The organism is Streptomyces sp. NA02950 (genome assembly GCF_013364155.1).
Classification (GTDB): Bacteria; Actinomycetota; Actinomycetes; order Streptomycetales; family Streptomycetaceae; genus Streptomyces.
The window spans coordinates 6938172-6951500 of sequence record NZ_CP054916.1 but is presented as its reverse complement, the minus strand read 5'-3'; the positions used below and the strand labels follow the sequence as shown (position 1 = coordinate 6951500).

Below are 13329 nucleotides of genomic sequence, written 5' to 3'. Positions count from 1 at the left end.
CTCCCGGGTGGCAGAGGAGTGGGGGGACGGGCTCAGCGGGACGGCACGGTGAGCCGTCCCTGCGGGGGCCGGTCGGCGTTGAGGGTCAGCGCGATGTCCACCAGCGGCACCCGGTCCAGGCCGGGCACCCGGTCCAGTTCGATCCACGCCGCCCGGTCGGTCGAGCCGCCGGTCTCGTGGCGCAGTTCCCCGCCGGTCACCCGGGCCGCGTAGAGGACGCGTACACCGTGGAAGTCGGCGTCGCGGCCCAGTCGCCGCGGGGTGCGGCCGCGGACGGTGTCGATGCCGAGCAGCCGCTCGATCTCCACCGTATAGCCGGTCTCCTCCTCGACCTCGCGGTGGACGGCGTCGCAGGGGTCCTCGCCGTGGTGGAGTCCGCCGCCGGGCATCGTCCACCGCTTGCCGTCGGGGCCGATCCACCGGGCGAGCAGGACGCTTCCGTTGTCAACGCAGACGGCGTACGCCGCGACGCGCAGATGTCGGTTGGCCATTCCCCCAGCATGCCGGAAGCAATCCGATCGCAACCTGTCAAGGCTGTTGCGGAATGGTCGCGTTGGGCCAGAATCTACGCGCGTTGTGCCCCATTCCGGAGGGCGCGCGTATCGCATCAGGGGAGAAGGACATGCCGCTCAACCGTAGGACGTTCCTGGGCCGCTCGGCCGCGACAAGCGCAGGGGTGGCACTGGCCGGAGGCGCGGCGGCCGTTCCGGCCGAGGCGGACGACCGGGAGAGCGGGACCGGCGGCGGGGGCGCCAAGCGGTACGCGTTCACCGTCATGGGCACCACCGATCTGCACGGCAACGTCTTCAACTGGGACTACTTCACCGACGCCGAGTTCGACGACGCCGCCCACAACGACGTCGGCCTGGCGAAGATCTCCACGCTGGTGGAGCGGGTCCGCGCGGAGAAGGGGCACCGCAACACCCTGCTGATCGACGCGGGTGACACCATCCAGGGCACCCAGCTGTCGTACTACTACGCCAAGGTGGATCCGATCACCGGCGCGGGCGGCCCGGTGCATCCGATGGCACAGGCCATGAACGCCATCGGCTACGACGCGGCGGCGCTGGGCAACCACGAGTTCAACTACGGCATCCCGGTGCTGCGGAAGTTCGAGGAGCAGTGCGACTTCCCGCTGCTGGGCGCCAACGCGCTGGACGCGAAGACGCTGCGGCCCGCGTTCCCGCCGTACTGGATGACCCGGCTGCGCACGCCCTGCGGGCGGACGGTGAAGGTGGCGGTGCTGGGGCTGACCAATCCGGGCATCGCGATCTGGGACAAGGCCAATGTCCAGGGGAAGATGACCTTCCCGGGGCTGGAGGAGCAGGCGGCGAAGTGGGTGCCGCGGCTGCGTTCGATGGGTGCGGATGTGGTGATCGTCTCGGCGCATTCGGGCACCAGCGGGACGTCCAGCTACGGCGACCAGGTGCCGTATGTGGAGAACGCGGCGGCGCTGGTGGCGGAGCAGGTGCCCGGGATCGACGCGATCCTGGTCGGCCACGCCCATGTGGAGATCCCCGAGTCCCGGGTGGTGAACAGGAAGACGGGCCGGGAGGTGGTGCTCTCCGAGCCGCTCAAGTGGGGTCAGCGGCTGACGGTGTTCGACTTCGAGCTGGAGTGGGCCCGGGGCCGATGGCGGGTGGCGTCGGTGTCGGCGGAGGTGCTGAACTCGGCCGCGGCCGAGGAGGACCCGCGGATCGTGAAGCTGCTCGGCGATGAGCACCAGAAGGTCGTGGGCTATGTGAACCAGGTGATCGGCAGCTGTACGGCGGCGATGGCGGCCACCGAGGCGCCGTACAAGGACGCGCCGATCATCGACTTCATCAACCATGTGCAGACGGAGACGGTGAAGAAGGCGCTGGAGGGCACCGAGCACGCCGCGCTCCCGGTGCTGTCACAGGCTTCGTGCTTCTCGCGCACGGCGAAGGTCCCGGCGGGAAAGGTCACCATCCGGCAGGTGGCGGGGCTCTATCCGTTCGAGAACACCCTCGAGGCACGGGTGCTGACGGGCGCCCAGCTGAAGGAGTACCTGGAGTTCTCGGCGCGCTACTACGTGCGGACCCCGGCCGGGGGTGAGGTGGATCCGGCGAAGCTGACGAACGCGGGGAACATCCCGGACTACAACTACGACGTGGTCAGCGGGGTGAGCTACGAGATCGACATCGCCAAGGCGCCCGGTGCGCGGATCGCCGGGCTGACCTTCGACGGCAAGCCGGTGGACGACGCGGCCCGGTTCGTACTGGCGGTGAACAACTACCGTGCCAGTGGGGGCGGCAACTTCCCGCACCTGCCCAAGGCCAAGCAGGTGTGGGCCAACTCGGACGAGATCCGGAACACCATCATCGGGTGGGTGAAGGCCCAGGGGACGGTCGATGTGGCGCGGTTCGCCTCGGTGGACTGGAAACTCACGCGCGAGGGCACGCCGGTGTTCTGAACGATGGCCGGATGACCGAGGACCTCGCCGCCGCCCTGCGGCCCGTGCTCCGCGATCTGCGGGCCACCTGCTCCGTCCGGCCGATCGTCCGGGCGGCACCGGAGGAAGGAGACGGCGGCGAGGACATGGTGTTCTTCTGGGAAGCGGACGGCAGCGGCCGGGGCATCGGGCTGTGGCCCGGGCACGGCCCGGCCGACCGGATCGCCCAGGTCGCCGAGCAGGCGAGCGACTGGGCGGTGGAGGCGCTGTGCGCCGCGCTCAAGCCCGCCGTATGGCCGGAGTGCCCCGTCCACCCCGACTCCCATCCGCTGGAGGCCGGGGTGCGCGGCGGGGTGGCCGTGTGGTCATGTCCGCGTACGGGCCAGTCGGTCGCGCTGGTCGGGGAGTTGGGGAAGGCCGACGCCCGTGGCGCAGGGGCCTGAGGGCTGGAGCCCGAAGGTGGTGAAGGCGGTGCGGGACGGCAGGGGGTAGGCGGGTTCCGCGGTCATCGAGTTGAGGATGACGGCGGAGCGCCACGCCGCCAGGCCCAGGTCGGGGGTGCCCACGCCGTGGCTGTGGCGCTCGGCGTTCTGGACGTAGACCGAGCCCTTGATCATCGGGTCGAGGACCAGCCGGTGCTGGGCGTCGATGCGGGGGCGTTCGGAGGAGTCCCGGCGGATGTAGGGGTCGAGGGCGGCGAGCAGGGTGTCGACGCGGCGCTCGCGGTAGCCGGTGGCGAGGATGACGGCCTCGGTGGTGTGGCGGCTCCGGGTGCCCTGCTGGGTGTGCTCGAGGTGGAGTTCGAGGCGGGCGGCGGCGATCCGGCCCGCGGTGCGGACGGTGACACCGGGGGTGAGCACGGCGCCGGGCCAGCCGCCGGTGAGCTGGGCGCGGCGGTAGAGCTCCTGGTGGATGGCGTCGATGGTCTCGTGGGCGATGCCCTTGTACAGCTGCCACTGGCGGGGCAGGAGTTGGTCCCGTACGGGTTCGGGGAGCCCGTGGAAGTAGCGGGTGTAGTCGGGGCTGAACTGCTCCAGCCCGAGCTTGCTGTATTCCATGGGGGTGAAGGCGGGGGTGCGGGCGAGCCATTGAAGGCCCTCGGCGCCCAGGGGGCGGTGGCGCAGCAGGTCCAGGAAGACCTCGGCGCCGGACTGGCCGGAGCCGACGACGGTCACCTGGCCGGTGGTCAGCAGCCGTTCGCGGTGTTCGAGGTAGTCGGCGGCGTGCAGCACGGGCACGTTGGGGGCTTCGGCGAGCGGGCGCAGCGGTTCGGGGACGTACGGCTCGGTGCCGACGCCGAGGACGAGGTGGCGGGCGTGGGTGCGGCCCAGGGCTTCGGCTTCGCCGTCGGTGCCGATGCGGGTGAAGTCGATTTCGAAGACGCCGTGGGCGTGGTCCCAGCGGACGGCGTCGATCTGGTGGCCGAAGTGGAGGCCGGGGAGCTGTTCGCTGACCCAGCGGCAGTAGGCGTCGTACTCGGCGCGTTCGATGTGGAAGCGCTCGGCGATATAGAAGGGGAACAGCCGCTCCTGGGCCTTGAGGTAGCTGAGGAAGCTCCAGGGGCTGGCGGGGTCGGCGAGGGTGACCAGGTCGGCGAGGAAGGGCACCTGGATGGTGGCGCCCTCGATGAGCAGACCGGGGTGCCACTGAAAGGCGGGCCGCTGGTCGTAGAAGGCGGTGCGCAGCCCGGGGACGCGGTGGGCGAGAGCGGCGAGGGAGAGGTTGAACGGGCCGATGCCGACCCCGGCCAGGTCCAGGGGCGTCTCGAGGGGGGAGGCGGCTCCGGGCGGCGGACCGGGTGTGGGGGCGGGGATCCCGGTGGGGGGTTGTGCGGTGCTCATGGGGTGCTGTCGCCTTCCACGAGTGCGAGCAGCCCGCGCAGATCGGCGGGCCGGGTGTGCGGATTGAGGACGGTGGCCTTGAGCCATATCCCGTCGGCGGTGGTGGCGCGGCCGAGGACGGCGCGGCCGTCGATGAGGAGGCGGCGGCGCAGTGCGGCCACGGTGGCGGGTCCGGCTCCGGTGGGACGGAAGAGGACGGTGCTGATGGTGGGGCGCGCGTGGAGTTCGAGGCGGGGGTGGGCCTCGATGAGGTCCGCGAGCTGGTGGGCCGCGGCGCAGACGTGGTCGACGAGTTCGCCGAGGCCGCGGCGGCCGAGGGCGCGCAGGGTGACTGCGGTCTTGAGGATGTCGGGGCGCCGGGTGGTGCGCAGCGAGCGGCCGAGGAGGTCCGGGATACCGGATTCGGTGTCGTCGTCGGCGTTGAGGTAGTCGGCGCGGTGGTCGAGGGGGGCCAGGGCGGCGGCGTCGGGGACGGCGAGGAGTCCGGCGGCGACCGGCTGCCAGCCGAGTTTGTGGAGGTCGAGGGTGACGGTGCGGGCGCGGTCGAGCCCGTCGAGGCGGGGCCGGTGGGTATCGCTGAACAGCAGCGGTCCGCCGTAGGCCGCGTCGATGTGAAGGGCGGCGGTATGGCGGTCGCAGAGGTCGGCGATGGCCGGGAGGGGATCGATGGCGCCGGTGTCGGTGGTGCCCGCGGTGGCGACCACCAGGACCGGGCCTCGGCCGGTCAGCCGGGTGAGGGCGTCGTGGAGCCGGGCCGGGTCGAGGACTCCGGCGGGGGTGGGGAGGGTGAGCGGGGTGGGCAGGCCGAGCAGCCAGGCCCCGCGGTGGACGCTGTGGTGGGCGTTGGCCCCGCAGACGATCCGGAGTGCGGCGCCCGGTCCGGGCGGGACGGCGGTGCGGGCGGCCTCGCGGGCCAGCAGCAGGGCGAGTTGATTGGCTTCGGTGCCGCCGGTGGTGACGAGCGCGTCGGGCGCGGGGCCGCGGGGGTGGACCAGCGCGGCCAGGGCGCGGCAGGTGAGCGCCTCCAGTTCGGAGGCGGCGGGTGCCTGGTCCCAGGAGTCGAGGGAGGGGTTGAGCGCGGAGACCGCGAGGTCGGCGGCGGCGGCGACGGCCAGCGGCGGGCAGTGCAGATGGGCGGCGCAGCGGGGGTCGGCCGGGTCGGCGGAGCCCGCTGCGAGGGCCCGTACGAGGGTGCGCAGGGCGAGCGGCGCACCCTCGCCGACATCGGGGAGGAGCGGTTCGGCGGCGGCCCGGACGCGCCGCGCCACGGCGCCGGGGCCGCCGGCGGGCAGCGGGCCGGACCGGTCGGCGGCGCCGCGGGCGAGCGCGTCCAGGACGGTATCGACCATGGGCCGCAGAGCGTCCGGGCCGCGACCGCCGCCCGCGAGCAGGCCGGCGGTCCCGGTGGCGGGCACAGGCATGGGTGTGCCCCTTGTCTCGAAGTAGGGGAGGCGAACGCTGCCTCAACGTACTTCGTGCGCAAGCGGTTCGGCCGGTGGGGCCATGAAGTCCACCCGTACGTGGTACGGCGCCGCGCGGCCCCTTGCCGCCGCCGGCGGGGGTGCCCCCGGGCCTTGTCTCATGCGTCCTGTGTCCCGCTCCCCCGCTGCTCCTGCCGCCGCTGGACGCGCAGGGCGCGCCGCAGGTCGTCGAGCTGGTCGGCGAGGCTCCGGTGCAGCGTGGGGAGCAGATCGTCGCGGCGCAGGCACTCCTCCCCCAGCTCCAGGGTCCGGGTGTCCACGGTGCTGGGGAAGCCGGAGCGGGCGACCACGTCGGCGATGGCGCGGCCGCGCCGGGCGGCCACCTCGGCGGCGGCCGGGAAGTAGCGCGGGACGTAGTCGGTGAGCAGCTCGTGGTGCTCGGGCTGCCAGAAGCCGGTCGCGGTGGCGGAGACGAGATAGTTGGACAGTTCAGCCGGTTCAGCCGGTTCAGCCGGTTCGCCGGCGCCGCCGAACAGGGCGTCCCAGGCGGCCCGTTTGGCGTCCGGGTCGGGGAGGGCGGCGCGGCAGCGGGCGGCGCCCTCCTGACCGGTGGCGCTGGAGTCACGGGCGAGTTCGGCGTCGATCTCGGCGGGGCCGATGGCGCCGAGGACGGCGAGCCGCCCGAGGATCCGCCAGCGCAGTTCGGGGTCGAGGAAGGGGCCGCCGGGGACGGTGTCGCCGTCGAGCCAGTCGCTGAGCCCGGCCGGGGCGGTGGCGCTGTCGATGAAGGTGCGGACGGCGGCGAGCCGCAGTCCGGGGCCGGAGCCGTCCTCGGTGCGGCGCAGCAGGTCGCGGCAGGTGGCGCTGAGGGTGGCCAGGGCGGCGGAGCGCCGGTCGCCGGGGAGGTAGCGGTCGGTGAGCTGGCCGCGGGCGAAGGCCAGGACACCCTGGACGATCGCTATGTCGGTCTCGCGCGGGAGGTGGGCGCGGACGGCGTCGAGGTAGTCGGTGGGCGACAGTTCGCCGTCGCGGACCATGTCGCGGGCGGCGTTCCAGACGACGGCGCGGCTGACGGCGTCGGGGAGGCCGGACAGGGAGCGGACGGCGGCCTTCCAGGAGCCGGGGTCGAGCCGGACCTTGGCGTAGCTGAGGTCGCCGTCGTTGAGCAGCAGCAGATCGGGGCGGGGGCCGGTGAAGGAGAGGGTGAGGGTGGGTTCGGCGCCGCTGAGCTCGGCTTCGACGCGCTTGCGCAACAGCAGTTGGTGGGCGGCGGCGGGCTCGTGGTCGTACAGCCCGATGGAGATGCGGTGCGGGCGGCGGACGGGGGTGGCGCCGTCCCCTCCGCCGTCGTGGCGGATCTCGGCGCTCCAGCGGTCGCCGTGGGCGGTGATGGCGGGGGTGAGGGTGTCGACGCCGGTGGTGCGCAGCCAGCGGTCGGCCCAGGCGTGCACATCGCGGTCGGAGCCGTGGGCGAGGGAGTCGATGAAGTCGGCGAGGGTGGCGTTGCCGAAGCGGTGGCGGGCGAAGTGCCGGTTGATGCCGTCGAAGAAGTCCTTCTCGCCGAGCCAGGTGACGAGCTGGCGCAGGGCGGAGGCGCCCTTGGCGTAGGAGATGCCGTCGAAGTTGAGGCGGGCGGCGGCGGTGTCGGGGACCTGCTCGGGCGCGGGGGCGACGGGGTGGGTGGAGGGGCGCTGGTCGGCGTCGTAGCCCCAGTTCTTGCGGCGGACGCCGAAGTCGGCCCAGATGTCGGTGTAGCGGGTGGTCTCGGTGAGGACCTGGTAGCCCATGTACTCGGCGAAGGACTCGTTCAGCCAGATGTCGTCCCACCAGGTCATGGTGACGAGGTCGCCGAACCACATATGGGCCATCTCATGGGCGATGACCATGGCGCGGGTCTGGCGCTCGGCGTCGGTGACGGCGGACCGGTAGATGAATTCGTCGCGGAAGGTGACCAGCCCGGGGTTCTCCATGGCGCCGTAGTTGAACTCGGGGACGAACGCCTGGTCGTAGGAGTCGAACGGGTACGGCTCCTCGAAGATCTCGTGGTAGCGGTCGAAGCAGCGCCGGGTGATGTCGAAGAGCTCCTCGGCGTCGTCCTCGAGGTGGGGCGCGAGGGAGCGGCGGACGTGGAGGCCGAAGGGCAGTCCGGCGTGCTCGGTGCGCACCGAGTGGTAGGGTCCGGCGGCCAGGGCGACGAGGTAGGTGCTGATGGGCGGGGTGGAGGCGAGCTCCCAGCGGCCTTCGGCGGGGGCGCCGACGCGGGTGGCGATGCCGTTGCCGAGGACGGTCCATTCGGGCGGCGCGGTGACGCGGACGTCGAAGACGGCCTTGAGGTCGGGCTGGTCGAAGACGGCGAAGACGTCGTGGGCGTCGTCGCCGCACATGGTGTAGAGGTAGGTCTCGCCGTCGGCGGGGTCGGTGAAGCGGTGCATGCCCTCGCCGGTGCGGGAGTAGCGCATGTCCGTCTCGACGCGCAGCTCGTGCTCGCCCTCGGCGAGCGCGGTGAGCGGGAGCCGGCCGTCGGCGAGGGACGCGGCGGCGGCGCCGAGGTCGAGCTCGTGGCCGTCGAGGACGGCGCGGTGCAGCGCGGCCGGACTGAGTTCGACGAAGGTGTCCGCGCCCGCCTCACGCGCGCTGAAGCGGATGGTGGTGGTCGAGCCGAAGAGTTCGTCGCCACGGGTGAGGTCGAGTTCGACCGTGTAGCGGTGGACTTCGATGAGGCGGGCTCGGATCTGCGCTTCCTCGCGCGTCAGTACGGACATGGGGACATGCTGCCCTACCTTCCGTGGGCGGCACACGGGTGGGAAGCGGTTGCGGGCGGTCGTCGGGGGCGGGCGAGGCCGGGCGCGCCACCGGAGTGCGCCCCTCCGGGGCGGCGGGGGCGGTCCGGGCGCCGGGGCTCAGGAACGGGCGATGGTCTCGTGGTGCCGGATGACCTCGGCGATGATGAAGTTGAGCAGCTTCTCGGCGAAGGCCGGGTCGAGTTTGGCGCTCTCCGCGAGCTGGCGCAGCCGGGCGATCTGGCGGGCCTCGCGGCCGGGGTCGGCCGGGGGGAGTTTGTGGGCGGCCTTGAGATGGCCGACCTGCTGGGTGCATTTGAAGCGCTCGGCGAGCATGTGGACCACGGCCGCGTCGATGTTGTCGATGCTGTCGCGCAGCCGGGCCAGCTCGGCCAGGACGGAGTCGTCGATGTCCCGGGCGGCGGTGGCGGGGGTTCTGCCGGAGGCGCCGTCCGCGCCGGGGGCGCTGGTGCGGACGGGCTCGTCGGCGCGGTGGGTCTCGCTGTGCGTCATGGACCCCGACCCTATGCCAGCCGGTGCGAGGGTCCGTCTTCAAAGGGGGCGTCCGGCCGCGAGCGGCGTCTGGTGCAGGGGGCACCTCCCAGCGGTAGCTGGGGGAACATCGCAAGGCGGAGGATCGCCCTCGTACTGGGCGTACTCGGGCGACTCCGACAACGCAGCGAGGTGCCGTGCCAGGCGTCGGGAGCAGGGCGGCCCCTTTGAAGACGGGCCCTAGGGCCTTGCGGGACCGCCCCGCCCCCGGTGGGGGGTTGAGGAGGGGACGGGGCGGTCCGGCCGGAGGGGCGCCGCCCCCGGCGCGGCTCCTCCACCGTGGAGGAGCGATCCTCGGGAGGGGAGGTTCCACTTCTTGCCGGATTTTCCCGCCCCGACCCCGGACTTCTCCCTCCGTGCCCGGGACTTTTCGCTCCGTGACGGGGATGTGTCCGTCCTGATGGGTGGTTTTCCGTCGTGTCCGGGAGCGTGCCGGGGGCGATGCGGCAGCGGGGTCCGGACCGGGTCCGCCGGGGTCTGTACACCCTAGGGTCGACACATGATCGCGACACTTCAGTGCACCGTCATCGACTGTCCGGACCCCGCCGCGCTGGCCGCCTTCTACGGCCGGATCCTGGGCTGGCGGGTGGACGACAGCGACCCCGAGTGGGCGACGCTCACCTCCGAGGACGGCCGACGGCTGGCCTTCCAGCTGGCTCCGGACCACCGGCCGCCGCGCTGGCCGGACCCGGCCCATCCGCAGCAGTTCCATCTGGATTTCGACGTACCCACCCGCGAGGACGCGGAGCGGGCGCAGCGGGAGGTGATCGAGCTGGGGGCGATCTTCCTGCACGACAGCGGGGGTGAGCGGTCGGGGTTCCGGGTCTTCAACGATCCGGCGGGGCACCCCTTCTGCATCTGCTACGGCCAGAGCTGACGCCTCGGCCGGAGCTCGCGCCTCGGCCGGGGCGGGCGGCGCGGAACCGGGGCCGGCCGCGGTGGCCGGCCCCGGTCCGGGGGTGGGTGGGACGGGGATCAGCCGCCGAGCTGGTCCGCGCCCGCCTTGATGTCCTTGGCGAAGGTGCTCACCTCGGTGTAGACGCCGGGCTTGCCGGGCCGTGCGCAGCCCTCGCCCCAGCTGACGATGCCGACCTGGATCCACTGGTCGTTGTCGTCCTTGCGGAACATCGGGCCGCCGGAGTCGCCCTGGCAGGTGTCGACGCCGCCGGTGTCCATCTTCCCGGCGCAGATCTCCTCGCCGGGGACCAGTTCGCTGTAGGCGCCCTGGCAGGTGGCGTCGTCGACGAACGGAACGGTGGCCTTGAGCAGATAGCGCTGCTGGCCGCCGCCTTCCCGGGCGGCGCCCCAGCCGGCGACGGTGAAGTCGCCGTTGTTGTAGGCGTCGGTCTCGGCGATCTTCAGGGTGGGCTGGTCGATCGGCTGGGCCAGCTTGATGAGGGCCCAGTCCTTGCCCTGGCCGTTGTAGCCGGGGGCCTGGAGGACCTCGGTGGACTTGACCTTGGTGGCGCCGGAGTCCTGGAGGTCGACGACGCCCGCGGTGGCGGTGATGGAGGTGTTGGGGCCGCTGCCGTCCACGCAGTGGGCGGCGGTCAGCACGATGTCCTTGGTGTAGAGCGCGCCTCCACAGCCCATGGACAGCCGGACCATGAAGGGGAATTCACCCTTCGCCGCGGGGGTGCCGCCGACGACGGTGGGGCCGGGCTCGGGGCCGCTGGGCAGGGCCGTCGCCGTACCGGGGGTGAGGCTGAAGGCGGCCAGGGCGACCGCGCCGAGGGCCGTGGCTCTTTTGAGGTGCTTCAGATGGTTGCGCAACGGATTTCCTTTCGTGGGGGGTTGTGCGCCGATGTCAGGCTCATGCCAATCCGGAAATCGGTAACGCTCGCCGAAGCCCAGTGGGGTGAGCCCGCGAAACACCCTGTGATTATGTGGAGCGGGTGAACTGTGTGACAAGGGTCGCGTTCCGGCCAGCGCGGCCTACCGGCCACTGCGAAATACGTCCGTAACGTGGAATTCTGACACGGTCTCGGCTGAATACGGACTCGGGGTGACGGCGTGGCGGCACCGGGCAGTGACATCAAGCGCGGATTTCCCCATCTGGACACCGTCCGGTCCTCGATCACCGCGCTCTACCGGCGGCTGTCCCGGGACTCGGTGGAACGGTTCGGCGTCAGCGTGGTCCCCGGCGATGTGGCCTTCTCCGACCAGGACGATCTCTATCTCGGGGTGCAGCGGGTCGCCCGGGTGATGGTGCGGCACCTGATGCTTCCCGACGCCCGGATGATCGTGAGTTTCCGCGAGATGGAGCATGCGGGCAATGTCGATCTGGCCGCGGGCCCGGAGTACTTCATCGAGCTCAACTCCCGTTTCAAGGAGCACCGGCGCGACATCGGCGCGGCCCTCGCCCACGAGGTGACGCATGTGTATCTGCACCGTCTCGATCTCACCTTTCCCGGCAGCCGCGACAACGAAATCCTCACCGACACCACCGCCGCCTATCTCGGCACCGGCTGGCTGCTGCTCGACGCCTACCGCCAGGACCGGCTCACCAGCCAGAAACTCGGTTATCTGACCCCGGAGGAATTCGGTTACGTCCTGGCCAAACGGGCGATGTTCTTCAACGAGGACCCCCGGCCCTGGTTCACCAGCCCGCAGGCGTACGAGGCGTACACGAAGGGGCTGGAGCTGGCGGAGCGGGACCAGCGGCAGCCACCGCTGGCCGCGGCCGGATGGACGGGCCGTCACCGCTACGCCCGGGACCGCCGGTCGGCCCGGTCACTGGCCGAGGCCGGATCGCGCGCCCCGGGCCCGCTCACCCCACTGGCCACCGGCGGTGACTACACCTTCGACGGCGGCCGTCCGCTGCATGTCTCCTTCCCCTGCCCGACGTGCCGTCAGCGGATCCGGGTGCCGGTGCGCGGGCGGATGCGGGCCCGCTGCGGTCTGTGCCGCACGGTTCTGGAGTGCGACACCTGACGCGGGCGCGCCCGCCGGAACCCTGCGGGCGGTGCCGCGCCGCACGTCGTACGCTCGGCTCATGAGCCCCTCCATCGCCACCAACACCACTGTCGGCATCGATGAGCTGCTGGAGTTCGTACGCCCGCGCCACCGCGCCCTGCTGATGACCCGCCGGACCGACGGCTCCCCCCAGGCGTCCCCGCTGACCTGCGGTGTCGACGACTCAGGGCGGATCGTCATGTCCACCTATCCCGAGCGCGCCAAGGTGCGCAACGCACGCCGTGACCCGGCGGTCAGCCTGGTGGTGCTCTCCGACGAGTGGAACGGCCCGTGGGTCCAGATCGACGGCACCGCCGAGGTGATCGACATGCCCGACTCCGTCGAACCGCTGGTCGAGTACTACCGCAACATCGCCGGTGAGCACCCGGACTGGGACGAGTACCGCTCGGCCATGCGCAAGCAGGGCAAGTCGCTGATCCGCGTCACCCCGACCCGCTGGGGCCCGGTCGCCACCGGCGGCTTCCCCGCCCGTCTGGTGGAGGGTGAGCAGCAGGGGTGAGGGCGCCCGCGCACCCGGGGTCAGCGCCTCCCCCGGCGCGCGTAGACGCTGATCACCAGTCCCCCGGCCGTCCGGTGGGCACAGCGCTCGAAGCGCTCGGCGAGCACCGTCTCCTTGATGTGGGGCTGCGCGGTGGGCGTGTTGTCCCTCGGGCGGCCGGGGCGGGTCGGTCAGGGTGACGATGCGGTCGACGGCCAGCATCCGGGTCCGGATCTCCTCGGGGGCGCGCTCGATGCCGTAGAGGGTGCCGGAGGACACCGGGTCCTGACCCAGTGCCAGATCCGGCCGCCCGGCGAAGTCCGAGGGGTGGGTCAGCCGGGACTCGCGCCGCTGCGCGGGCAGGAAGAGCACCCCGTCGCCGGGCCGGGACATCGATCCCACCGCCGCGGACACCGCGTTGGTGTCGTCCTGGGGGACCCGGGGGTCCGCAGCGCCAGCCAGGACGGCAGCAACGCCGCCACGGTCCCCAGGGTGACGACCGCGGCCTCCGCCTTCGGCCGGGGGACGGTGCGCAGCAGCCGGTCGGCGGCCGCGCCGATGAGCAGGGCCAGTCCGGTGTGGCAGTACGGGATGTACCGGTCGTGGTAGAGCGGATGGACGGAGGACACCAGCAGCAGCACGGCCGGCGGGACGGCCAGCAGGGGCAGCGCGAGCCGGCGCGGGCCGAGTCGTCCGGGCGGCCGCACCGGTACGGCGGCGCAGGCCGCACCCGCCAGGACGAGCACCAGGACACCGCAGAGCTGTCCGGCGTTCGGGGTCTTGAGCCAGGCCACCTGGGCGTGTTGGGGTTGATCGCGGTGGCCGCGACGACCTGTCAACGGCATGCAAACGCCACGCGGCGCCCGCC

The 13329-nt window shown here is 72.3% G+C and carries 12 protein-coding genes; 5 read left to right on the top strand and 7 right to left on the bottom strand.

The features are described 5' to 3' along the window. Positions 1 to 32: 32 nt before the first annotated feature. Positions 33 to 491 carry an NUDIX hydrolase gene (locus HUT19_RS30555; protein WP_176183539.1) on the bottom strand — a complete coding sequence of 153 codons (459 nt, stop codon included), beginning with the start codon at positions 489 to 491 and terminating at the stop codon, positions 33 to 35. Between the two features lie 131 nt (positions 492 to 622). Here HUT19_RS30555 and HUT19_RS30550 point away from each other — a divergent pair, with 131 nt between their 5' ends. Together HUT19_RS30550 and HUT19_RS30545 are read left to right on the top strand one after the other, a co-directional pair. After that, positions 623 to 2434, top strand: a complete 1812-nt coding sequence (locus HUT19_RS30550) for a bifunctional UDP-sugar hydrolase/5'-nucleotidase (protein WP_176183538.1) — start codon at positions 623 to 625, stop codon at positions 2432 to 2434. Between the two features lie 11 nt (positions 2435 to 2445). Further along, a complete protein-coding gene (locus tag HUT19_RS30545; RefSeq protein WP_176183537.1) occupies positions 2446 to 2856 on the top strand; it encodes a hypothetical protein in 411 nt (136 codons plus the stop codon). On the opposite strand, the gene HUT19_RS30540 is transcribed toward HUT19_RS30545, so the two are convergent. The 4 genes from HUT19_RS30540 to HUT19_RS30525 all read right to left on the bottom strand — a co-directional run bounded on the left by HUT19_RS30540 (position 2779) and on the right by HUT19_RS30525 (position 8968). Further along, positions 2779 to 4254 carry a lysine N(6)-hydroxylase/L-ornithine N(5)-oxygenase family protein gene (locus HUT19_RS30540; protein ID WP_176183536.1) on the bottom strand — a complete coding sequence of 492 codons (1476 nt, stop codon included), beginning with the start codon at positions 4252 to 4254 and terminating at the stop codon, positions 2779 to 2781. The genes HUT19_RS30545 and HUT19_RS30540 overlap by 78 nt on opposite strands. Further along, positions 4251 to 5675: a pyridoxal-dependent decarboxylase gene (locus HUT19_RS30535; RefSeq protein ID WP_176183535.1), complete on the bottom strand. Its 1425-nt coding sequence runs from the start codon at positions 5673 to 5675 to the stop codon at positions 4251 to 4253. Before HUT19_RS30535 ends, HUT19_RS30540 begins: the two co-directional genes overlap by 4 nt. 158 nt (positions 5676 to 5833) lie before the next feature. Continuing rightward, entirely contained in the window at positions 5834 to 8437 is a 2604-nt protein-coding gene (gene pepN, locus HUT19_RS30530; RefSeq protein WP_176183534.1) for an aminopeptidase N, read from the bottom strand. A 138-nt stretch (positions 8438 to 8575) separates the two neighbouring features. Beyond that, complete coding sequence (locus HUT19_RS30525; protein WP_254885869.1) at positions 8576 to 8968, bottom strand: chorismate mutase; 393 nt, start codon at positions 8966 to 8968, stop codon at positions 8576 to 8578. A gap of 538 nt (positions 8969 to 9506) precedes the next feature. On the opposite strand from HUT19_RS30525, the gene HUT19_RS30520 reads away from it, so the two are divergent. After that, complete coding sequence (locus HUT19_RS30520) at positions 9507 to 9884, top strand: VOC family protein (protein ID WP_176183533.1); 378 nt, start codon at positions 9507 to 9509, stop codon at positions 9882 to 9884. A gap of 98 nt (positions 9885 to 9982) precedes the next feature. Here HUT19_RS30520 and HUT19_RS30515 read toward each other — a convergent pair whose 3' ends face one another. Continuing rightward, the gene (locus tag HUT19_RS30515; RefSeq protein ID WP_176183532.1) at positions 9983 to 10780 is read right to left on the bottom strand and encodes a trypsin-like serine protease; all 798 of its coding nucleotides are present in this window, start codon (positions 10778 to 10780) and stop codon (positions 9983 to 9985) included. Positions 10781 to 11020: 240 nt separating this feature from the next. Between HUT19_RS30515 and HUT19_RS30510 the strand changes: the two genes are divergently transcribed. Next, on the top strand, positions 11021 to 11941 hold the full coding sequence (locus HUT19_RS30510) for a hypothetical protein (protein WP_176183531.1): 921 nt from the start codon (positions 11021 to 11023) through the stop codon (positions 11939 to 11941). Positions 11942 to 12002: 61 nt separating this feature from the next. Next, positions 12003 to 12482: a PPOX class F420-dependent oxidoreductase gene (locus HUT19_RS30505; RefSeq protein WP_176183530.1), complete on the top strand. Its 480-nt coding sequence runs from the start codon at positions 12003 to 12005 to the stop codon at positions 12480 to 12482. A gap of 311 nt (positions 12483 to 12793) precedes the next feature. Here the strand turns inward: HUT19_RS30505 and HUT19_RS30500 are convergent, their stop codons facing one another. Continuing rightward, the gene (locus HUT19_RS30500) at positions 12794 to 13255 is read right to left on the bottom strand and encodes a hypothetical protein (RefSeq protein ID WP_176183529.1); all 462 of its coding nucleotides are present in this window, start codon (positions 13253 to 13255) and stop codon (positions 12794 to 12796) included. Between the last annotated feature and the right edge of the window lie 74 nt (positions 13256 to 13329).

Coding starts and splice junctions, on each gene's coding strand:
- HUT19_RS30555 (WP_176183539.1), bottom strand. CDS start 491: ATGGCCAACCGACATCTGCGCGTCGCGGCGTACGCCGTCTGCGTTGAC.
- HUT19_RS30550 (WP_176183538.1), top strand. CDS start 623: ATGCCGCTCAACCGTAGGACGTTCCTGGGCCGCTCGGCCGCGACAAGC.
- HUT19_RS30545 (WP_176183537.1), top strand. CDS start 2,446: ATGACCGAGGACCTCGCCGCCGCCCTGCGGCCCGTGCTCCGCGATCTG.
- HUT19_RS30540 (WP_176183536.1), bottom strand. CDS start 4,254: ATGAGCACCGCACAACCCCCCACCGGGATCCCCGCCCCCACACCCGGT.
- HUT19_RS30535 (WP_176183535.1), bottom strand. CDS start 5,675: ATGCCTGTGCCCGCCACCGGGACCGCCGGCCTGCTCGCGGGCGGCGGT.
- pepN (WP_176183534.1), bottom strand. CDS start 8,437: ATGTCCGTACTGACGCGCGAGGAAGCGCAGATCCGAGCCCGCCTCATC.
- HUT19_RS30525 (WP_254885869.1), bottom strand. CDS start 8,968: ATGACGCACAGCGAGACCCACCGCGCCGACGAGCCCGTCCGCACCAGC.
- HUT19_RS30520 (WP_176183533.1), top strand. CDS start 9,507: ATGATCGCGACACTTCAGTGCACCGTCATCGACTGTCCGGACCCCGCC.
- HUT19_RS30505 (WP_176183530.1), top strand. CDS start 12,003: ATGAGCCCCTCCATCGCCACCAACACCACTGTCGGCATCGATGAGCTG.